14 protein-coding genes and 2 pseudogenes are annotated in these 21,887 nt (G+C 68.4%); 6 read left to right on the forward strand and 10 right to left on the reverse strand.

Going from position 1 to position 21,887, the window contains the following annotated elements; all coding sequences use genetic code 11:
* Positions 1-1,176: 1,176 nt before the first annotated feature.
* Positions 1,177-1,281 (forward strand): annotated as a pseudogene (locus tag AC0HI0_RS03140) (IS5/IS1182 family transposase); the annotation flags it as partial.
* Between the two features lie 41 nt (positions 1,282-1,322).
* Here AC0HI0_RS03140 and AC0HI0_RS03145 read toward each other — a convergent pair.
* The gene (locus AC0HI0_RS03145; protein ID WP_480930713.1) at positions 1,323-2,372 is read right to left on the reverse strand and encodes an integrase core domain-containing protein; all 1,050 of its coding nucleotides are present in this window, start codon (positions 2,370-2,372) and stop codon (positions 1,323-1,325) included.
* Between the two features lie 151 nt (positions 2,373-2,523).
* Here AC0HI0_RS03145 and AC0HI0_RS03150 point away from each other — a divergent pair, with 151 nt between their 5' ends.
* On the forward strand, positions 2,524-3,156 hold the full coding sequence (locus tag AC0HI0_RS03150) for a hypothetical protein (RefSeq protein ID WP_480930714.1): 633 nt from the start codon (positions 2,524-2,526) through the stop codon (positions 3,154-3,156).
* On the opposite strand, the gene AC0HI0_RS03155 is transcribed toward AC0HI0_RS03150, so the two are convergent.
* The gene (locus AC0HI0_RS03155) at positions 3,153-4,244 is read right to left on the reverse strand and encodes an IS630 family transposase (RefSeq protein ID WP_480930715.1); all 1,092 of its coding nucleotides are present in this window, start codon (positions 4,242-4,244) and stop codon (positions 3,153-3,155) included. The two genes, AC0HI0_RS03150 and AC0HI0_RS03155, sit on opposite strands and share 4 nt — an antisense overlap.
* 109 nt (positions 4,245-4,353) lie before the next feature.
* Here AC0HI0_RS03155 and AC0HI0_RS03160 point away from each other — a divergent pair, with 109 nt between their 5' ends.
* Positions 4,354-5,247: an IS982 family transposase gene (locus AC0HI0_RS03160; protein ID WP_480930716.1), complete on the forward strand. Its 894-nt coding sequence runs from the start codon at positions 4,354-4,356 to the stop codon at positions 5,245-5,247.
* A gap of 65 nt (positions 5,248-5,312) precedes the next feature.
* On the opposite strand, the pseudogene AC0HI0_RS03165 reads toward AC0HI0_RS03160, so the two are convergent.
* Positions 5,313-5,496 (reverse strand): annotated as a pseudogene (locus AC0HI0_RS03165) (IS5/IS1182 family transposase); the annotation flags it as partial.
* Between the two features lie 502 nt (positions 5,497-5,998).
* Here AC0HI0_RS03165 and AC0HI0_RS03170 point away from each other — a divergent pair.
* The gene (locus tag AC0HI0_RS03170; protein WP_480930717.1) at positions 5,999-7,831 is read left to right on the forward strand and encodes an AfsR/SARP family transcriptional regulator; all 1,833 of its coding nucleotides are present in this window, start codon (positions 5,999-6,001) and stop codon (positions 7,829-7,831) included.
* 7 nt (positions 7,832-7,838) lie between these two features.
* Here the strand turns inward: AC0HI0_RS03170 and AC0HI0_RS03175 are convergent, their stop codons facing one another.
* From AC0HI0_RS03175 to AC0HI0_RS03205, 7 genes are read right to left on the reverse strand one after another with little or no spacing between them, the layout of a single operon-like run.
* Complete coding sequence (locus tag AC0HI0_RS03175; RefSeq protein WP_480930718.1) at positions 7,839-9,062, reverse strand: zinc metalloprotease; 1,224 nt, start codon at positions 9,060-9,062, stop codon at positions 7,839-7,841.
* Positions 9,059-10,147: a lantibiotic dehydratase C-terminal domain-containing protein gene (locus AC0HI0_RS03180; RefSeq protein WP_480930719.1), complete on the reverse strand. Its 1,089-nt coding sequence runs from the start codon at positions 10,145-10,147 to the stop codon at positions 9,059-9,061. Before AC0HI0_RS03180 ends, AC0HI0_RS03175 begins: the two co-directional genes overlap by 4 nt.
* A 19-nt stretch (positions 10,148-10,166) precedes the next feature.
* Positions 10,167-12,899 (reverse strand): lantibiotic dehydratase, encoded by a 2,733-nt coding sequence (locus AC0HI0_RS03185; RefSeq protein WP_480930720.1) that lies wholly within the window; start codon positions 12,897-12,899, stop codon positions 10,167-10,169.
* Between the two features lie 26 nt (positions 12,900-12,925).
* Complete coding sequence (locus tag AC0HI0_RS03190; RefSeq protein WP_480930721.1) at positions 12,926-14,521, reverse strand: SagB family peptide dehydrogenase; 1,596 nt, start codon at positions 14,519-14,521, stop codon at positions 12,926-12,928.
* 28 nt (positions 14,522-14,549) lie between these two features.
* The gene (locus tag AC0HI0_RS03195) at positions 14,550-16,427 is read right to left on the reverse strand and encodes a TOMM precursor leader peptide-binding protein (RefSeq protein WP_480930722.1); all 1,878 of its coding nucleotides are present in this window, start codon (positions 16,425-16,427) and stop codon (positions 14,550-14,552) included.
* Positions 16,424-18,538 carry a TOMM precursor leader peptide-binding protein gene (locus AC0HI0_RS03200; RefSeq protein WP_480930723.1) on the reverse strand — a complete coding sequence of 705 codons (2,115 nt, stop codon included), beginning with the start codon at positions 18,536-18,538 and terminating at the stop codon, positions 16,424-16,426. Before AC0HI0_RS03200 ends, AC0HI0_RS03195 begins: the two co-directional genes overlap by 4 nt.
* Positions 18,539-18,590: 52 nt before the next feature.
* Entirely contained in the window at positions 18,591-19,394 is an 804-nt protein-coding gene (locus AC0HI0_RS03205; RefSeq protein ID WP_480930724.1) for an AfsR/SARP family transcriptional regulator, read from the reverse strand.
* Between the two features lie 193 nt (positions 19,395-19,587).
* Between AC0HI0_RS03205 and AC0HI0_RS03210 the strand changes: the two genes are divergently transcribed.
* Entirely contained in the window at positions 19,588-19,752 is a 165-nt protein-coding gene (locus AC0HI0_RS03210; protein ID WP_480930725.1) for a thiazolylpeptide-type bacteriocin, read from the forward strand.
* Between the two features lie 83 nt (positions 19,753-19,835).
* Positions 19,836-21,740, forward strand: coding sequence for a TOMM precursor leader peptide-binding protein (locus AC0HI0_RS03215; RefSeq protein WP_480930726.1), 1,905 nt, complete (start codon positions 19,836-19,838; stop codon positions 21,738-21,740).
* Positions 21,741-21,887: the final 147 nt, after the last annotated feature.

Consider the following 21,887-nt stretch of genomic DNA (forward strand, 5'->3'; position numbering starts at 1 on the left):
CTGTCCTCCCCGACCTCGACCTCGTGGGCTGCCGACCACGACAACCCCGATTCAGCAGGGCGAGGGTTGCCGGGAGTCCCAGGTTCACCGTGATGCGCCCTGATCACATCGCGCCGCGGGACACCATGAACTGGAGTAGGAACCACAACACCTGAAAGGGATGGCCATGGGATATGTGTCTTACTTCGAGGAAACCGCCACCGAGCGCCGACCCGTGCCGGGGTTGCCTGCACTCGGCGACCTGGGCACCGTGCAGCCTCATGTGGGCGACGTCATCCGAACTGAGGGCCACGCATGGGTAGTGATTCGTCGGGAGTGGCAGTTCCAGGAAGATCTGCAGAACCTGCTACTGATCGTTCAGCCGACTTCGTGGATGCCGCGTCCCGGTGAGGCGGCGCTACCTCAGCCGAGGAGTTAAGGGGCAAGGCCCAGTCTAGGTGCGGAAATATTGTGGAGCCGCCAACGCGGTGAACACCCCGAGGTCCGTACTCGCTCAGGGTGACGGGTAGTGGGCGTTGTTCGGCCGAACGGACGGCCGACTCGGCGCTCACGATCGCCATGTGACCTCCGGCTGCGCGACCGTCCCGTTCACGCCCATATGCGGACGATCATGTCCGATGGGCGGAGTTGCTTCGAGGGCGCCGCTCGCGCGGGGAGACCGCGCGGGCGGCAGTCGGGCCGGTGCCGCCGGGCCAACGACTCCGCACGGCGCGCACCACGGACCGGCAGGGTGCCCGCACTGCTTGTCGGTGGCAGGTGCGGACAGCACTACCGGGACCGGGACCAGGCGCGCCACCGGTCGTCGCCGTCGGCCACGGTCGTCCACCCCGCAAGCCATCCGTCCGTCGGACGTGGCCGACCCGACCACGCTCCACGACCGGGCACGACTACACACTGCCCGACGGCCGGGTGCCGATCCTCGACGCGGCACTACTCCTGACCTTGACTTGCCTGATGTCCCGATACAGAACGCCATACAGCACGAGCGCACGCTGCGGGTGTCGGGTCGTGCACCGCGGCGGGTGTTGCCCCTGGGCGGGTGCCGGACTTGGCGCCGCGTCGGGACTGTTGCGAACGGCACGCGGCTCGGTCTCCGGGGTTGGTCGCCAAGGGATCGGTTCAAATGAGTGGGCGTGTCGGCTTTGCTTACGGCGCTGGACGTTCCACGATCGCGGGGTGCACGAGGAGGTCGTGACCGACGAGCTGTGGGCTCGGCTGGAACCGTTGATCCCGGTGCGCCCGAGGCGGTTCCGACATCCCGGTCGCAGGCGTGCCGACGACCTGTGGGGTGCCAAAATTCGGCCACGTGCTCTGACCTGCGGTTAGGCTGCTGTGGGTTCGTACTCGTTGATCAGGCCGCCGGGGATTGGTCGGCGACGTATCGACGTGCAGCTCGGCTCTGCGATCGGTCGGTCCGGTCGTGGGGGTGCGAGTTGCCGGGCTTGGTGCGGTCTGCGGTGGTTGTAGTGGGCTACGTGGTGCTGCAGCACTGATCTCAGGTGGTGTTCGTTGAGGATGAGTAGTCGGTCGGTGGCTTCGCGTCTGACGGTGCCGACGAATCGTTCGGCGTGGGCGTTGGCTCGTGGGCACCGTGGTGGGATCTTGGCGATCTGGATGCCTGCGCCGGAGAAGGCTGCGTTGAACGAGGCGGTGAATTGGCCGGCCCGGTCGCGGATGAGGAACCGGAAGTCGTCTGCCCGGTTGCCGAGATCCATGAGCAGGTTGCGGGCTTGTTGCGTGGTCTGAGGGCCGTCCGGATTCGCGGTGGTGCCGAGGATGTGCACGTAGCGGGTGGCGACTTCCATCACGAAGAACACGTAGACCCGCTTGAGGGTGACGGCGCAGTCGACGTGGAAGTAGTCGCAGGCCAACATGCCGGATGCCTGGGCGCGGAGGAACCGTCGCCAGGAGGTGTCGGTGTCGCGCTGGGGCGCGGGTGGTATCTGCAGGCGCTTGAGCACGCGGCGAACCGTTGCAGCGCCTACCCGGTGGCCGAGCAGCTCGCCTTGAATCCTGCGGTAGCTCCAGCCGGTGTTCTCCCGGGCCATCCGCTCGATCAACGCCATGACGGCGTCGTCGACCGGTGGGCGGCCGGTGCGGTGGGGTATCCACTTCTTCGCGACCAGGCGTCGGTGCCAGTGTAGGAGGGTGCCCGGTGTCACCAACCGGTGTTCCAGTAACCAGCCGGGCAGACGTCGCACCAACGCGGCGGGCACCGCACGATCGGCCCAGTCCAACTGCGGGCGGGGGTTGGTTCGGCGCAGCACGGCGACCTCGTGCCGCAGCACCAGCAGCTCGACGTCCTTGGCCGCGGAGGACCGGCCGAGCAGAACCAGCCAGTCACCGAGTCGGGCGAAGATCAGGTACAGCATTCGTGACGCCACACCCCACGATCATGCCCTGGTTGTCCAGCGTGCGTGATCGTCGCAGCTCAGCATGCCAGGGCAGAGTTCTGGCACCCCACACGTCGGGGTCGCCCGCCCGGGCGGATTCGGCGAACTGGAATTCCCCGACGACGAGGCCATGGGCACCGGGAAGTTCCTCAGCGAGAACGGCACGGTTTACGGCGCCCTCGTGTACGACGACGGCCGCAGCGAGCCGGTCCGCTGCGCGCGCGACAACACCTGCCGGAGACTCCCCGTGCCGCAGGGCGTGCGGTCCGCTTGGTTGGACGCGGCGAGCAACGCGGGCGCGGTCGGCTTCGGGGACATCGACGGTGTGCGGACACAGCTGCTGTGGAGGCGGGACGACTCGGTCGTCGTGCTGCCGACCGGCCCCGCGCCCGTCAGCGCGTGGCCCTCGGGGATGAACAACCGGGGTGACGTGGTCGGGCTGATCGACCTCCCCGGCGGCGAGACGCACGCCGTGCTGTGGCGCGACGGCAGGTTGGTCGAGGTGTCGGGGTACGACAAGCCGAGCTACACCAACCTGATCGACGACCGGGGCCGGGTCGTGGTGGAGGTCGGGCACGGTCCCGCGAGCCATCGCGAGCGCACGTACGTGTGGCAGAACGGCACCGTCGTCGACCTGCCCCCGCGCGCCCCGGGCGAATGGGTGTCCGCCTCCTGGATCAACAGCAGCGGCACGGTCTACGGCGCGAGCTGGCCCATCAACGACTCGATCCCGTGGGCCCGCTGGACACTCACCACCACCTAGTGTCCTGCGCCGGGAATTCGATCAAGATATGAGGCGAGGCGGTCGAGGATCTCGTCCGCGTCCTTGGTCCAGATGAAGGGCTTGGGATCCTCGTTCCAGGCCTTGATCCAGTCGCGGATGTCGTTCTCCAGGGCGCGCAACGACTTGTGGGCGGCGCGGCGCAGCCGTTTGTCGGTGAGCAGGCCGAACCACCGTTCGACCTGGTTGAGCCAGGAGGAGTAGGTGGGGGTGAAGTGCATGTGGAAGCGCGGGTGCGCTTCCAGCCATGTGCGGACGGCGGGGTGTTTGTGGGTCGTGTAGTTGTCGCAGATCAGGTGTACCTCGAGGTCGGCGGGCACTTCCCTGTCCAGCTTGGCGAGGAATTTCTTGAACTCCACGGCCCGGTGGCGGCGGTGGATCGAGCCGATGACCTCGCCGGTGGCGGGGTCGAGGGCGGCGAACAGGGTGGTGATGCCGTGCCGGACGTAGTCGTGGGTGCGGCGTTCGGGCAGGCCGGGCATCATCGGCAGCACCGGCGCGGACCGGTCCAGGGCCTGGATCTGCGACTTCTCGTCCACGCACAGCACCAACGCCTTCTCCGGCGGGTCCAGGTACAGGCCGACCACGTCGCGGACCTTGTCCACGAACTGCGGATCGTTGGACAGCCTGAAGGTGTCGGTCTGGTGGGGTTTGAGGTTGAACGCCTTCCAGATCCGCCCGACCGTGGACCTGCTCAGGCCACTCTCGGCTGCCATCGACGCGCGTGACCAGTGCGTGGCGTCGGTCGGCGTCCGTTCCAGCGTGGCGACCACCACCTGTTCGACCCGCTCGTCGGTGATCTTCCGCGGGGCACCGGGACGCTGCTCGTCCACCAGCCCGTCCAGCCGCCGTTCCAGGAACCGGCGACGCCACTTGCCCACCGTCTGCGGCCAGATCCCCAACTCTGCGGCCACGTCCTGATTGGACTTGCCGTCCGCGCAGCCCAGCACGATCCGGCACCGCTGCGCCAATACCTGCGACGACTTCGCCCGCCGCGCCCAGCGCGTCAGCGTCTCGCGCTCCTCGTCCGTCAACGTCACCACGGCCACCGGCCGACCCCTACGAGCCACCCGACAACTCTACAATTCATCAACGAACTTCAGGCGCGGCACACTAGACGAGTAATGCGTAAGTCGAGGCAGTGGCCGGAGACGGACGAAGGGTGTTCAAGATCCGTTTGTGACGACAGACCTGAACACCCTTCTGACCGCACTCTACGTCAAGATCGACGACCGTCTCGCGGGCAGGCCACGCCTCGGCAGACCACCCCGGCTGACCGACGCCGAGCTGGTCACCCTCGCGGTGGCCCAGGCCCTGCTGGGGTTCACCTCCGAGGCCCGCTGGTTGCGGTTCCTGCCCGTGCGGATGCCCGGGGCGTTCCGGTACCTGCCCGGCCAGTCCGGCTACAACCGCCGACTCCGGGCCGCGTTACCCCTGGTCAAGCAGGTGATGCGGTGGTTGGCGGCCGACACCGACCTGTGGACCGACCCTGTGTGGGTGGTTGACTCCACTCCGGTCGAGTGCGGCCGGAGCCGACCGACGGTGAAGCGCTCGGAACTGGCCGGGTGGGCGAAATACGGCTACTGCCGCTCGCACTCCCGCTGGTTCTGGGGACTGCGGCTGCACCTGGTCTGCACCCCGGCGGGGTTGCCGGTCGCCTGGGCGTTGGCCGATCCGAAGATCGACGAACGACAGGTGCTCATGGCCGTCTGCGACCACGAACCCGACCTGCTCGCCGACCGGCCCGGCCTGCTGGTCGTCGCCGACAAGGGCTACGTCTCGGCCGAACTCGACGGGTTCCTCGCCGAACGCGGAGTCCGACTGATCCGGCCGTCCTACCGCAACCGGACCCCGCATCCCGGCGAACCCCTGCTCAAATCCGTCCGCCAGTTGATCGAGTCGGTCAACGACACCCTCAAAGGACAGTTGAACCTGGAACAGCACGGCGGACGCACCATCGACGGCGTCGGAGTCCGCATCGCCCAACGACTCCTCGCCCTCACCGCCCCCATCTGGCACAACCGCGCCACCGGCCAACCCGTCACCCGATCCCTGACCGCCTACGACCACTAACCCGAGTTACGCATTACTCGTCTAGGCCCAATACAGTGACTGGGGGAGCCGGTCTCACGTGGCTGCTTGGCCAGTTGTGTGAAGCAGATGAGGGCGGCGGCCAGGGTGGCGAAGGCACAGTAGTTGTCGGCGTGACGTTCGTAGCGGACCACAAGTCGTCGGTGGCCGAACAGCCAGGCGATAGTGCGTTCGACCACCCACCTGTCGGCCGAGCCGTTCGGAGGAGTCGATTCCTTCGCCGGGGACTCGAGGTGGTCCAGGATCGTGGTGATCATCGGTACGGCGCGTCGTGGTCGGGGCGGGCATGATCATCCATTGTGTACTCAACCACACCCGCCGTCACCGGGTCCTGCCTCCGGCAATGGTCGTCGGTGGCCACGATCTCCGACAGCTTCGACCCGTCGGGCAACTCTCCACGCACCGGCAGCACGACGTTCGCACGCACCCGTCACAACAGGTTCGCGCCGTTCGCGGGAGCTACCCGCCACAACGGCACTCCGGGCGAAACCCCGGCCACCTCCCGCACTCGACATGCGAGACCAGCCAGGGCCGGTCAGCCGTAGGACCGACTGCCGGGTCAACCCTCTGGGACACACCACAAGAACACGACCAGCACTGGCACGTGCTTCCCGAAGAGTCGTGATCGCCCTGTGCCTGTCAGCCGATCGACCGACACCTCTGCCCACTCCGCGCACCTAGGCTCGAAGGCGGACGGGTCAAGGCGTTCAGCTTTCAATCGGGGGAGGCCTCTGTGCGGTTTGTCGTTCTGGGCTCAGTCGAGCTGAATTCCGGGGGAAGGCGGTTGGGACTGGTCGCGCCCTTACAACGTGCGCTGTTGGGACACCTGCTGCTCGCGGCCGAACGGAACGTCCCGGTCTACGAGCTCGTCGAGCGCCTCTGGCCGGAGACCCAGCCGATGCGGCCGAGGCGAGCGGTCCAGCTACTGGTCCTGCGGCTCCGCCGGGCACTGGCCGGATTCGGCTTTCCAGGACGGGTCGAGTCGACGCCCGGCGCTTACCGGCTGGAACTGGCGGGTGCCGGCCTCGACGCGAGCGAGTTCGAGGACTTGGCGGCTCGGGCCGAGCGTGAGCGGGAGCGCGGCAACACCGGTGGGGAGCGCGACCTGCTGGAGGCAGCGCTGAATCGCTGGTCCGGGCCCGTTTTCGGCGATCGGTGCGCGGGTGTGCACGGCGGCCCCGAGGCATACCGACTGGAAGCACTGCGCCTGTCCGTCGTGGAACGCCTCGCTGCCGCAGAGACCGCGTGCGGACGGTCGGAGCACGCGGTCGGCCTCCTACGTCGCGCCTTGGCCGACGACCCGGCCCGGGAACGTCTCAGGTACCTCCTGGTTCTCGCGCTGCACCGGAGCGGCCGCACCGCGGAAGCCCTTGCCGCGTATGACGAGGCGTATCGGTACACGGTCGACGAACTGGGCCTGGACCCGAGCGCGGAACTGCGGGAACTGCACCAGGACATTCTCCGCGGAGAAGCACCGGTGGCCCGTGTCGACCACCGGACCCGGCCGGGACCGGAACTGCTGCCGACCCGCTTGGCCGGGTTCGTCGGCCGCTCGGCCGAACTGCGTGCTGTGGGTGACGGGCTGTGCGCCGACAACCGTGCCGGTACGATGATATGCGGCATAACCGGCATGACCGGGGTCGGCAAGTCCGCGTTCGCGCTGCACGCCGCGCACCGCATGCGGGCTGACTTCCCGGACGGCCAGCTGTACGCCGATCTCGGTGGCGATCACGGGCCTGCCGAGTCCGAGTCCGGTGTGCTGGGCGGATTCCTTCGCCGGCTCGGCGTGGACGCGGACGCCGTGCCCGGTGATCCGGATGCGCGGATGGAGTTGTTCCGCACGCGTACGAGCGGCAGGCGGTTGCTCATCCTGATCGACGGAGCAACCCATGGAGGTCAGATCCTGCGGCTGTTACCGGGCGATGGTCAGTCCACCGTGCTCGTGACGTCCAGGGCCGTGCTGCCCGATGTGGACGGTGCGCGGTGGTTCGAGCTCGCGCCGTTGGCCCAGCGGGAGAGCGTGACCATGCTCGGTGCGTTCATCGGCGAGTCGCGCGTCGCCGACGAGCCGGCGGAGGCGGCCCGGATCGCGGGCTACTGCGGCGGGCTGCCGTTGGCACTGCGAGTGGTGGCCGCGCGGCTGGCGGCCAGGCCGAACCGGCCGCTCGCGTGGATGGCGGAGCGGCTCGCCGACGACCGGGAACGGCTGGCGCAGCTCACCGCCGGCGGGCTGTCCGTCTCTGCCGCAGTCGGGGCCGGCTACCGACGCTGCACGGCCGACCAGCGCGAGGCGGTCAAACGGTTGGCGCTGCTCGTCGAAACGCCGTGGTTCGTGCCGCGGCAGGTGGCCGGGCTGCTCGACGTGGACGCCCGGTGCGCGGCGGACATCATCGAACAACTCGTCGACGTCAAGATGCTGGAAACGGCCGGCGCCGGCGACGATGCCGGCGTCATCCGCTATCACATGCATGACCTGGTAAGGCTGTTCGCGCTCGACGAGGCCCAGCGCGATGGTACGCGCGGAGCTGTGCCGCGCGATCGTGCCTGGCTCCAGGCGAAGGTGTAGCACTACGTCACGACTTGCCGCGACGCCGGCGCCTGACGCCCAGGACGACGGTCAGGACGACACCTGCGGCCACGGAGACGACGATCGCGGACAGCTGGGTGCCGAGGTGCGGTCGAAGTAGCGTGATCACCCACCAGCAGGCGGCAATGGCGAATCCGGCGCTCGCCAACAGGGACACGGAGCCGTACGCGATGTAGATCCTGCGGTACGCGCTGGGGTAGTGCCGCACTGCGGCACGCCCGCCCCGGACTCGAGCCAGCAGGCAGCGGATACTCTCCTGGTCCAGGTTCTGCATGCCCAACGCGTGGTTGAGCATGTAGTAACCGTCCAACCGGAACACCGGCACCAGATTGGCCAATGCGCCGATCAGGAAGAGCAGCAACAACCCCGCGGCGAACCCGCGCGGAGCGCTTCCCGCCGGCGCCACCAGCCACAGCAGCCCTGCCGACACGAGTATCACCATGGTGGTGAACACGCCCGCGAACGCGGTGTGGAAACGGTGCCATCGACTGGGCAGCACCACGACATCGCCCACGTCGCAGTACGGCGCGATGACGGGGAACCGCCACATAACACCGATCTCGTGCACCGATCCTCCGTAGTGCCTGCACACCAAGCCATGCGCACACTCATGGACCGCCATCGACAGCCAGTACACGGCGATCACCAGCCCGGTCGCGACCGGGCTGGTGCGGACCTGCTCGGACTCGCGCGTCAGTTCGACGAAGTTGACCGCCGTGAGCGACATGACCACCGCAGCCACGCAGAGCACCGGGATGACGAAGTACCGGGAGAACACGAACCGCATCCTGGGCTCGATCAGGCCGAGCAACCGATTCGGGTCCACCAACGGAAACAGTGCCTTCGCCGGACCGCGGCGGCCTCGGGCTAGCGTCAACCCCGCTGCGACGGGTTCGGCCACGGGCACTGGATTGTCCGTCCCGGCCAGCAGTCGCCGCTGTGCCAACATGCCCAGCAGTTGCCGCCACCGCCGCTCGTCGAGACGCCGGCGGAACCGCTGGGCGTAGTCCGCACCGATCTCCGCCAGGGTCCTGGTCCCGTCCAACCGGGAGATCAGGAAGAACTCGCGTTCCCCGATCTGGAAGAACCGTCCGGTTCGGGCGTCCTTGAGGTTGTGCACCCGCGCCGCTCCACGGACCAGTGCGGGGCCCAGCGCCACGTCCGGCCTGATCCGCGGTCGGGTGTCCAGGAACGGCTCGGTGAGCGTCACCGGACCGCGCCCGTGACGTCGAACGCGCCGGTGTCGGCGTTCGCACGGAGGGTACGGGCCAGCGTGTAGGCCAGGTACGTCTCGTCGCGAAGCGTCGCGCTCAGCCGGTTGTTCGTCATGTGCGTGTATGGCGCGAGAAGACGCGGTAGCAGTGTTTCCGGGTCCGTGATGGTGACCGGGTCGGCTGATCCGGTCCGTCGCTCGAACCTGAGGTGTCGAGCGGTGCCGAGTTCCACCACCCGGTCGCGCAGGTTGGCGCAGTGCCGCGCCCAGTCCGCCCGGAAGCCGGTGAGCCGTTCGGCGTCGCCTTGCCGGACGGCCGAGTGCACCTCGGCGAACCGGCGCGTGAGCAGGTCGGCCATGGTGTCGTGGTTGGCCTCGAACTGCGCAGACCTCTGCTCCGGGGCCAACTCGAACGCGGTGTTCCAGTATTCGAAGTAGCTCTCGAAGAACGCGGCCATCGAGTCCGGCGAGCGCAGGAACGTGGATGCGGTGATCATCATGATCTGCGCGGCCAGGCCCAGGTTCACCGACCGGACGTGCACGTTGGCGGTCTCGACCAGGTTGAGCACCAGGTCGCTGGAGTGCTCGAAGTGCCACTCGGCCAGTTCGACGCCGGCCGGGCCGCCGTACCGGCCGTACTCGGGCTCGTACGGCCGGTGTTGAAACGTGTTGTTGGCCTGGATGGGCATCCGGCCGTCCGGGAACATCCGGAGGCGTTCGCCGGGGGAGTACTCCATGCCGAGGAGCGACTCCTGGAACTCACCGAGGCTCTCCTCGTCGACCTCGTAGAGCGCCGGTCGCGTGGTGAGAAATCGGCCGATCGCCGCCTCTGCGGTGCGACACACCTCAGCTGTGGCAGCCGCGCTGACGGGCTTGAGCCGCAGCCGTACGTGGCTGCCCTCCATCCAGTAGTTGATGAAGAAGTACCTGCCGAGCAGCCCCCGGTTGCGCAGGTCGCGGACGAGTGGCGCCACGCAGTCTGTCAGCACCGGCCGGGTATCGGCGGTGTAGAAGATGTGCAGTGCCAGCCACTCGCCGGGCTCCGCGCCGTGCGTGGTGCCGATGTCCGGCCTCGCGGTCATCGCGCTTCTCCTTCGTCCATCAGCGATCGCTCAGCGGCCGGGTGGTTCCGGTCATCTCGACGGTCTGCTCGGTCACGTGCCTGCCGCCCGCCGAATGGGTGTGCAGGTGTTCCGTGTCCGGCAGCATCTCCTCGAACACGACGAGCCGGTTGCCATTGCGTGCCGTGTTGTCCAGTAGCTGCAACGACAACGAGCTGTCGAAGTCCACGAACTGGGGCTTGACCGTCACCGCGTCCGTACTGGCGGTCGGGTCCAGCGGAGTCGGGTCCAGCGAGGCGAAGACGCGACGGGGCAGGTGGTTGTCCCGCCACCACCGCCGCCAGGCGACGAACCACTCGGCGTCAGTGCTCCCGGGGCGGCGCGCCGGGAGGCTGTCCGGGTGCACGGTCCACCGGCGTCGGGAAAGGACCACGTTGCCGTAGCGCACTCTGGGAAAGCGCCTGGTCGTTCTGTCCCGCAGGGGTTCGTACGTTCCGCCCCACATGGCGAACCCGGCCCGGGTGGTGTTGGAGAACAGGAGCATGCCGAGCTGCACCTCGGGCAGCGCGAGCGGGACGAGAAAACCCAGGTACACCGGGATGACCTCACGGTCGAGGCGCCACGAGTGCAGGCGGAGCCGGCCAGTCCGCTCGTCATGCACCACGCTCAGCTCGTCCGCGGCGATCTGTTCCCCGGCCGGGCGGAAGCTGACGTCGCCCGGACACACCAGCTCGTATTCGGTGATGGCGGAGTGCAGGTTCAGGTTCATCGTGTCGTACCCACCGGTGAGCTCGGCGAACACCGCACCCGTCGGCCGCAGGCGGGCCAGTTCGGCCCGCAGGTCGGCGGTGAGTCGGTGGCGCTCGTCGTCGAAGCAGTGGATGAAGCGGGAGAACAGCAGGGTGAGCCCGCTGTAGGTCCGGTTGACCACGGCGAACGGCTCGTTGCCGGCCAGGCCGACCTGCACCATGAACGCCCTGGGGTCGAAGTCCGACAGGTGGTCGGGCACCAGTTCGGTCACCGCCGCCACGAACGTGTCGTCCAGCACCACCTCGGCGTCCGTGCCCACCGCAGGGGTCATCCGCCGGATCAGTTCCACGCGGGCGGCGTCCAGCGCGGCCACCTCCGGCACCCGCAACCAATTGGGGTCGGGCACGAAGGCGCCGTTCTCATCGAAGGACGAACGCTGCCCGTTGACCTTCAGGTACTGGTCGTAGTAGTCGCGGTGGAACTCGTGCAGGAACCGGAGTACGTCGTCGCAGCGGCCACCGGCGCCGTAGCGCGCGAGGAAGAACGCTCGCAGGTTGAGCCGATGCGGTAGCTGTGCGTCGAAGATCGGCAACAACCGCGCGACCTGCCGCAGCGAGGGCAGCAGCGACCGCTGCCACGCGTCGGAGTCCGCGACCGCTTCCGGTCCGGCCACGGAAACGTCCTCGTACACCAGGGTCCTCGGCGTGCTCGGGACCGACTCGCCCAGCGCCCGTTGGGTGTCCTCGACCCGCTCCCGGACAGCCGTGATGAGCTTCCGCCGCCCGTCGAGGTCGGCCGTCGGGTACTGGTCCACCAGGTCGGCGACCGCGTCAAGCCGGTCCGCGGTGGCCAGCGCCCAGGGGGTGCCCACCGCGGCCAGCCCACGGCCGAACGAGCGGACCGGGTCATCGCTGTGGATGTCCACGTGCAGCGCGGGGACGGTGAGCACGCCGAGTCGGAGCAGTCGCACGAGGTATGCCTGCACGTCCTCGACCGGGCGGCCGGCCGGGTCTGACGTGCGGAGCCGATCGGCCAGCTCGCCGAACGTCGGCGGTGCGTCGGGCTCGGTGAGGAGGTCGATGACCTCCTGCAACACCGTGCCTCGGGTGAGGTAGAAGAGGTTCTCCCGGACGGAGTCGATGGTCATCGCGGCCTTGTCGTCACCGGCCGTCCAGATCCTTCGCACGTAACGCACCCGCGCCTGGTCGGCGTGCAGGCCCGACGTCAGGCGGATGTCCAAATCCGCCCGCATCGCCGGCGAGTCGGCGACGATCGCGGTCAGGCGGGCGAGTGCGGCGACGTTCAGCCGGGCATGACCGCGCCAGTCGACGTCCAGGTCGATCGTGGGCACGACGGTTCCGGAGCCAGGTGCGAACCGGCCGAGCGCCACTGCGGTGAACGTGCTGAACGGGCTTGTCTTGCACGCCGTGCGGTACACGTACGCCAGCACCGACCGTTCGATCCGGCGGGCACGTTTGCGCGACGCGCCCGAGGCGTCCAGGTATCCGGGCAGATATCGGTCGAGCGACGGCGACGACAGCAGGAGGCCGTGGCGTAGCCGAGGGTCGCGTGCGAGGTCCCGCAGTCGCTCGCGGGCCGACTCGGTCTCCTCCGCGAGGATGGCCGCGCCGTGCTCGAGCCTGTCCTCGTAGGCGCAGCGGTGGTCCAGCCACGTGAGCAGCGCGCCGCGGCCGTCCTCGGAACACTGCTCCGCGAGGGCTCTGGCCGCGACCACGTCCTTCGGCAGCCGACGGTTGAAGACACAGCGCCGCAGGTCGAGCAAGGCGCGGCGGTGCCGTTCGTCCTCGTTTCCGGCGACGACCGCCTCCAAGGCGTCACCGATCACGTCCCGGGCGGTGTCCATCGCCTGCTCGGCGGCCAGCAGGTCGTCGGCCCACCGTGCGGTGCGCGGGTTGGCCAGCGGCACCACCACGTCGATGGGCATGCCCGACACGCGGATCACGAACTGGTCGGTGAGCACCCACGTCCGGTCCACCGGATCTGATCCGTTCCTGGTCACCATGGTCTCCTCCTGTCCGATCGGCGGGGTCAGCTCAACCGGAACCGGAAGTCGGATGCGGTCGGCCGCTCGTGGCCGAGAATCATGATCAGCAGCGGCCAGTCGTCGGGCCAGTCGTCCTGTCCTGCGCTGAGGTGATCGAGGTACGACACGTTGTCGAAGCCGAGCGCGACACCAGCGCCGATTCCGACGCCGGCGGCGGTGATGTACAACGCCTGCGCGGCGGCGCCGACTTCGGCGTTGAGGAACCGGTACCCCCGGTTGCCGACGGCGGACATCGCCACCCTCGGTCGGGCCAGCACCACGACGACCGCTGCGGCCTGCTCCAGGTTGTAGTTGGCCAATGAGTAGGTTCGTTGCAGGAAGTGCCCACTGCTCCCGATGCCGCGTGGCAGCAGGGAGTTCGTGGTGATCTCGTAGTCGTAGACGTCCGGCGGGACGCCGTCGACGTGGTTGACGAACAGCGCCAGCCTGGTCAACTCCGGCTGGCCGGTCGCGGACTTCACGTCCGAGACCAGCCGGGCGCCGAGTGTTCCCCCGCGCAGCACCGCCGACAACCTGGCCTGGTCGAGCGGTTTGCGGGCGGAGAATGCACCGAAGCTGCTGCGTCGCAGGCGCAGGAGCTCACGTACCGTCCCCGTGATGGGGAACGCGGGTGGCAGCCTGATCGCGTCACCGCGATGGCGGTCCGGCACCGCGGGGCGTGCCGCCACGAGCCGTTCGGGCAAGGACGTCCCGGTCGCCGGGCTCTCCACCGTGGTGGCGTGCACCCGCTCCACAACCGGGTACCGGACCACTCGCCGAGAGCGCTCGACCGCTCTGGCCGGCACCCGCGTCTCGCGGCCGCGCTCGCCGGGCGGACCCGAGCCGCGCCAGGGCAGCGGAACCACGGCGAACACGCTTTCCTCGTGGGTTTTCACGCCCAGCAGCCTGTTGAGCGCCTGCTCGTCGAACGTGAGCAGCGGCCGCAGTTCCACGCCGGCGGCCCGAGCCCAAAACTGCCAGGTGGACAGTGCGGCACCGACGTCCATGGTGACCGCGTGGTAGCCGAAGTTCCGGTATTTGAACGTGTTCTTCCAGAACCTGACGGTGACGAGCAGGAACTGGTCACCGCCTGTGGGCGCGACAGCGCGCCGCACCTGCCCGCAGACGTCACCGACGAGCAGCCGCTGCATCCCGTGCGACGGTGCCGAGTAGTTGTACACCCCGGGCAGCATCGGACCGCTGGGGCCGCAGATCCAGTAGATCTCGATTGGGTAGAGGCCGCCGCCCGATGCCGTGCCCCGGGACCAAGTGGCGTGCGCGTACTGCGACAGGGTGGCGCTGTCGCCGTTGGCCGTGACCGCCAGCCGGCGACCGTTGTACGCGTACGAGTCACGCAGCATCTCGGCCAGCGACTGAAGGGTGAACGTGCCGTTCGCGGCCGGGGTGCCCCCGGCGAGCGCCCGGTCGATCGTGGCCGGCGGAACCGTCGCCGACGGGAGCGGTACCGCACGGACACCGGGATACACGTTGTGGCGGCGTGGCTTGTCGGCCCAGTCCGGCTCGAAGTCCGGTGGGTCGAGGGGTTCGAGGGTGCGCCGGACTACAGCTTCGAGGTACTCGGCTGCGTTGGTGATGGGCATGGGTTCTCCTGCCTGACGGCACCGAGGTTCACGGGAACGGGTGCGGAGCCGGGTTGAGGTCCGCCGGATCGAGATCGGTGGCGCGCAAACCCGCTTCACGCAGCACCGTCCGAGTTCTCGGCATGTGCAACGCGCGCTGGGCGGCCCAGCCGAAGTCGATCGGCAACAGGCCGGGAATCGTCACGCTCACCGTCTTCGTCGCGAACACGGCCTGTTCCGGCGTCGTCTGGTCCACGACGATCACGTCGAAGCCGGCCCGCGTCACCGTCCGCACGCAGAACTCGACATCGTCGAGGAGGTCCAGCGAGCACGGTCGTTCGGACCGCCATCCGCGGTAGGTGGCCTCCACCGACGGGAGGTCGGCGGGCGGTCCGGCGTCCCCGAGCAGATGGGCCGCATGCCGTGCCATGTCGGGCAACCCGAACATCCGCGCGTGGTCCCAGAGGGAGACCACCTTGTCGAAGTCGGCCGCCTTCGCCATGAGGTCGCCCCTCCGTCGCTCGGTGTCCTGGGCGAACGTCGGGATCTCCGCGGCCACTTCGTAGACGCTCGCGGCGATCGCCTGATCGGGGTCCAGGCCGGCCGCCGCGCCGAAGAGCAGGTTGCCGAGGCCACCGTCCCGGCGTTGGGCGACGGCGATCACCGCCGGTATGGGAAACGCCGTCCGGGCATCGAACAGCCGCACGTCGTAGCCGTACATCGAAATCCGATCAACCATCAGCCGGCAGTGGAGCAGAGCGCAGCTTCTCGGATCCATTTCGGACAGACGAGGACGGGCGTACCAGGCGATGAGGAAGGCGTCCCGCTCGACCAGTTCGAGGATGCCGTGGAGAACGGCTTCCTCCAGGCTGCCGCCGGACGCGCACCCGTTGGAACACTCCTGCACGAACCTGTTGTGCCGGTCACTGGAGTGGTAGTGGCTGACCGCCGCCGGCACCAGGACGGCACGGTTGTCACGCAAGGAGAACCCCCACACCCACGGCAGCACCAGATCGGGGTGGTAGGGCACGTAGTGCCCGCTGTTGCGGGCGTAGAACTCTTCCGCGTAGAGACCGCATTCCGCCGGGTCGACCGCCTGCGAGGCGAGGTTGCGATATGTGTCGACCACGACGTCGGCGGGGCGAAGCGGCCGGGTGCCCGCGATCCGCTCGTGCGCCTCCATGATGCCGAGCAGGGCGCTGCGGGCGTAGCTGTCGGAGTGGCCGCCCCAGTACGTGTCGTAGATGTACCCGTCGCCGCGGACGCCGATGTGGCCCCGGACATTGGCGGTGGTCGTACTGGTCAGACGTGGCCGTGCGGCCGGCCCCACCGCGCCGCACACCGGGTTCACCTGTGCGCTCGGCTCCAGGTCGTACTCGCCGACCGGGCGGAGTCGGAAGTCGTCCACCGACTGCTTGCGCCGGCTGGAAAGCGTGAGCCGGACGGCGGCCGGGGCGGTGGCCGGTTCACCACAGCGCGGGCAGTGGGCGTCCGCGATGACGGGGTACCGTCGTACCCGCAGGTCGTCCATCTGGAGCTGGTAGGTGACCGGGGCGGACTGGGTGATGGTCCGCTCGGCGATCCGCCACATCGCCTCCAGGGCGAACGCGGTGCGGAACGGTGACCCGTGCGGTGCCACGAACTGGTGCTTGTTCTCCAGCACGTCCCGCTCGACCGTGGTCCGCAGCACTTGCCACCTTCGCGCCACGCAGAGCAGGCAGGGACTTCCACCGCCGAACGGGCCGATCAGCGCGGTGTTGCCGTGCAGGAAGACCGGCAGCAGCCCGGCCGAGTCCGTCGTCGCCAGATCGACCTGCCACGGTTCGTCGGGCCGGCTCCACAGCATGTCCCTGTTGCCGAGGGGGATGACCCGTACCTGGACGCCGGTCAGCCGGTCCTCGAGGAACCTGGCGATCGCCGTGCTCACCGCGGACACCGGAGCAGGACCCGGACGGTCACGACGCTTCCCTGTGCCCTGAGGTCGGGAGTCGTGGTCTCCGTGACGAGCACGTCGTGACCGGAGTCGGCGAGTTCGCCGACAAGCCCGGTCACGGTACCCGTGGTTCCGGTCGGGGTGACGGCTTCGCCGGTGGCCAGGACGGTCTCGGCGGCCAACCCCGGCAGGAGGGGCGCGCCCAGGTCGAGGTACCCCAGCGCCTGTCCCACCAGATCTCGTAGCGCGGCGACCACAGCGGCCTCTTCGGACAACGCGGCCTCGACAGTCCACAGTAGAGAGTCCGGGGTGGTCGTGGTACGCGCCATGACGACAAAGACGTTCCGGTATCGGCCGAGCTTGATCAGATCCACTTCGACGGCGAGGTTGGCCAGGGTCCGGAGCAGGAACTCCAGCTCGGAACCGACAGCGGGCACACCGGGGTCGAACGACCGGCACTCGGCCTTGCCGGCAAGAGCGGCCCGCAGCGTCGAGAACACCACGGCGGACATCAGCCCGGAGTGAACGGCCTCGCCCAAGGTCGATCCCGCGCCATCGCCGGCCGAGGTCCGTTCGAACACCGCATCGGAGTTCAGCGAGGAGAACGGGTACACCGCCGACGACGGCAGGTGATGCCGCTCGTTGCTGACCATGGACGTCGCGGCGGTCCATGCGCCCGGTTCCTCGGTCATGGGCAGTCCGGACCACGTGACCAGCTCGCCGGGCGGCACGGGCACGTCGGCGGAATCCGTCGTCATGGTCCGGGTGTCCGCGATCTGCCCGACGTAGACGAGCATCGCCGCGCGCAGGGCACGTTGTCGCGCGACGGGTACGTAGTGCAGGTCGAACCCGGTCACCAGACGACCAGTCGGCGGCCCGAGACGTACTCGGCTGACCTTGAGCGGGGACTGGTCCAGGCCCTCGTCGTCGAAGGCGGACAGGATGCCGACGTGATCGTCCACCAGTTCGTCCAGGTCACCGAGCAACTCGTCGAGGTCTAGCCGGTCGACTGGCCGGAATCCGGAGTAGGGCGGCGTGTAGGTGGCCATCGGGGACGGCGTGATCCCCGATGTCGCGGTGACCTGGTGGTCGGCACAGGTACGGCAGAGGGGATGTGCCCAGAGCCGGGCTCGCCTGGCCTCCAGGGTCTGGGTGTTCTGGACCACGACACCGCCGGCCGTCTCCGGCGCCAGACTGCCTGTGGTGAGCCGGAACAGTTCAAAGGCGAGCATGTTGCCGACCATGGCGGCGAGCTGTGGGTCGAGTGCCGTCTCGACGTGCCGGGTGGTCGTGTCGGTGATGGCCTGCCACATGGCGGCGGAGTCGAGTTGGTCGGTGTTCGTGCTGTACCGGAGCATGGCGCAGGTCCAGCACGGCGCCGAGGCCGCGGACGTGATCGGGCCCATGACCACGTTCGAGCCGATGACGGTGGCGGGCAGGACCACCGGACCACCCCGGACTCCGGCGTCGACCACCCGGCGCAGGGCCGGCATGCCGATGTCGTCCGCTGATGCGATCACGAAGTCGTACCCGCCCGGTGCCAGGGCGTCCTCGACATCGGTCCGTATCGTCGGTGGGCATTCCGCCGCCGTCAGCTCCGACACGGTCTCGCTGAGCCGGGCGGCCACGGATGTCTCCAGGCCGATGGATTCGAGTCCGTTGCGCAGCAACGCCGTCGCCGCGGCAGTGGCGACCCGGCCGGTACCCAACACCAGCACCTTGGCTGTTCGGAACCGCAGGAACCGTTCGGCGGCGTCGTCGGCGTAGTGTTCCACGTAGTTCAGTTGCGCACCGAACTGCGCCTTGACCAGAGGTGGGACCTCGACGGCCGATCGGCGGACATCGCGGGCGAATCCGTGTGCGATGAGCGTTTGGACAAAGTGGACGATCGCCGGCCACCGGTCCTGCGGGACCTGTTCGCACAGCTCACTCACGGTGAGATCGCCGGTCAGGTACGGCGCGAGCGCGGCTGTGAACTTGTACGCGGTACGCCCCTTGACGACGTACCCGCCGTCGGCGTCCCTCAGCATCACGCCGTCGCCGGTGTCCGCGAACAGCACGTCATGGCGCAACCTGGGGCGGAGCACGAGATCGGCTGCGGACACGTGATCCGCCTGCTTGTGGCTGGTCGTGGTCATCGTCGAGACCTCCCTCGGGTCAAGCTCGGCCGCTGTGCAGTTCGACAAGAGACGACTGCCGTGTCGCCGGCAGCGGGTCGCCGCGCAAGATCGTCAGCTCGAGTGCGCGCAGACCAGGACCGGGTTCGATGCCCAGCGTCTCCACCAGGGTGGTGCGGGCACGGCTGTACTCCGCCAACGCCTCGGCCTGCCGACCAGACCGGTACAGTGCCTCGACAAGCTGTTCGGCGAACCGTTCCCGCTGCGGGTGGACGGCCGTCATGAGCTTGAGTTCGGGGATGATTCGCCGGCAGCGGCCGAGGAGCAGTTCGACATCACCCCGGCGTTCGATCAGTTCGAGGCGCTGCTCATTCAGCTTCGGCGCCTCCTCGCGGTGCAGCAGTTCCGAGTCCACATTGGTCAACGCGTTTCCGTGCCAGAGGCCGAGCGCGTCAGACAGGCAGGTCAGTTCCGCCTCGAAGTCACCCCTCTCGGCGATCTGCCGGGCCTGCCTCGCGATCCGGAGGAACCGCAGCACGTCCAGGCTCGCCTCGTCGGCTTCGATGGCGTAGCCGTTCGGCATAGTCCTGATAAGACATACTGTGCGGTCGTACTTGGCGAGTAGCTGACGTAGTCGCCGCACGTACGTCTGGAGCGTGCTCCGGGCCGTCTCCGGCGGGCGGTCGCCCCATACGGCGTCGTGCAGGCGGCCGATGGGAACGAACTCGTTCGCCCACATCAGCAGTGTCGCCAGCACGGTGCACGGTTTGTTCGCCGGCAACGCCACGGCCTCGTCGTCCACCACGATCATCGCCGGCCCCAAGAGCCTGAACCCGATCTCCATGTCCCTCCACGCCCGGTCGTCGTGCGGCCATCGACACCATGATGCGGGCCGAGCGCCTTCAGCTCGCCTTCGCGCCGCGCGCATCCACCTGTGCCGGTCGGCTGTCAGCGATGCGCGACTGCTCCTACCGCTGGTTCGCCACCGGCGGCTGCGATGCTCGTGGCACGACCGAAATCCGAGAAGGGAAATGATCATGACGTCGAAACAGGCGCTCTCCGCCCTGGGCAGTGAACTGGAGGCCCTCGAAGCCGAGACCTTCGAGATCCTCGACTACGCCGAGGTCGACGAGCACATGGCCAACACGAGCTGCTGCAACTGCACCAGCACCAGCTGTAGCAGCTGTAGCAGCAGCGACTGACAACCGAGCTGGGCATGGACGGTGGCTGCCCGCCCATTGTGCGGGCAGCCACCTTGCCATGTCCGCGGGGAAGGGACACGATCGTGGCACCACAGAGCGACAGCGAGCCGTGCGAAGCAGTACGGCGCGCGGTGTTGATGCAGATGGCGCGTCAGCCGGGAGTCACCGCGCTGCCGCACGTGGTCGTGCTGGGCATGGCCGAGGCCATCGACCAGCCGCCTCCGGAGCCAAGCCTGGGAAACCGGCTCACCACGATCCACCTCACCCCTTGGTCGGCGATTCTGGGCCCGGTCACGCACGACCCCGACGCTTCAGGACCGTGTGCGCGGTGTCTGGCACTCAGATGGCGGCGGCTGCGCAGTGTTCCTGAACGCGACGCACTCGAAAGCGGCGCAGGCGTACATGCCTTCCGATCGACGCCGTATCTGACACCGTATGCGCTGGAGGCGATCGGGCGGCTGTGGACGATGACAACCCGTGAGCACATCGTGCGACAGCCGGGAATGGCCTCGGTGTACGAAATCGATCTGCGTACACTTCGGACACTTCGATTCGGCCTGATCGTGGACTCCGACTGTCCGGGCTGTTCGCCGGGTGGCGGAACACCCGTCACCCTGGCGTTGGCGTCCCGACCGAAACCGGCGCCGGACCGCTACCGGGAACGTCCGCTGCGGGAGCACCGCCTGCCGATCCTTGCTCTGGTCAACCCGGTCTGTGGCGCGATCGGAGATCGGATGACGTTCGACTACGCGTCCCCGACCGCGTCCCCGGCCACAGGTTTGTTCCGAGGCCGCAACGACAACGGCTTGTACGACGTGACGTGGGCCGGGCAGGCCGAGTCGTTCGGGGCGAGCGGTGTGAGCGGAATGCTCGAAGGTCTGGAACGGCACGCGGGGACCGAACCACGGCACGCGCGCGACACGATCGTCGGAACCTTCGACGAGTTGGCCGCCGACGCGCTCGACCCACGGGACTGCGGCACCTACCCGCCCGATGTCTACGAGACGTCGAACCGGCTCGCACCTTTCGACCCGACCAAGCCGATATCGTGGGTACGGGGTTGGTCGCTGCGTGACGGACGGTCGGTTCTGGTTCCCCGCACAACCGTCTACTACGGCGGTGCGACCGGGAACGACAACTTCGTGAGCGAGTGCTCCAGCGGATGCGCGAGCGGTGCCAGTCTCGAAGAGGCGGCCCTGCACGGCCTGCTCGAACTGGTCGAACGTGACTCCTTCCTGCTGACCTGGTTCGGCAGGGCGTCCCTGCCCGAGGTCGACCCTGCCACCTCTGCCCGGACGGACACCCGGCTGACGGTCGACAGGCTCCGGCTCTACGGCTACTACGTGCGGTTCTTCGACATGCGGATCGATCTGCCCATACCAGCGGTGCTCGCGGTCGCCGTCCGGCGGGACGGCGGGCCAGGAACCCTCTGCTTCGCCGCCGGTGCGTCCCTCGACCCGGAGGACGCCCTGTCCGGTGCGCTGCGCGAGGTCGCGTCCTACGTGCCGAGTCTGCCCGACCGGCTTGCGGAGCGTCAGGACGATGTCGACGCGATGGTCGACAACTTCACGAATGTCCGCGAACTGGCCGACCACGCGCTGTTGTTCGCGTCACCGAAGATGAGCCGTCATGCCGACTTCCTGCTGTCCACGACCGACATGTCGAGCATGGCCGAGCGGTACGGGGACTGGCATGCCGTCCGACCGAAGACCACGGACCTGCTGGCCGACCTGATCCACTGCCGTGACCTGCTCGTCGATGCCGGGTTCGACGTACTCGTCGTCGATCAGACGTCGTCGGTACAAGAGGCGCTGGGACTTCGCACGGTGCGCGTGGTAGTTCCTGGTCTGCTGCCCATTGACTTCGGTTGGCGATTGCAGCGTGCCCCGCACATGCCACGGGTTCGCAGTGCGTTCCGGCGTGCCGGATGGCGGACGACGGACCTGACGGACTCCGAGATCCACCGCGTGCCGCACCCGTTTCCTTAGTAGAACCGCGGAATCGGTGTGCCTGCGGACCGATCGGCTTCCTCCAAAGTGGACGGTGTGCGGGTGCGCCGGCACAGACCGACCCGGTGCTCGGCGGGCTTCCGGCCGGTTCGCCGGAGAGGTTGCCCGAGGTGTCGGCAGGAGATC

The sequence above is a fragment of the Saccharothrix sp. NBAS 001 genome (assembly GCF_056640475.1).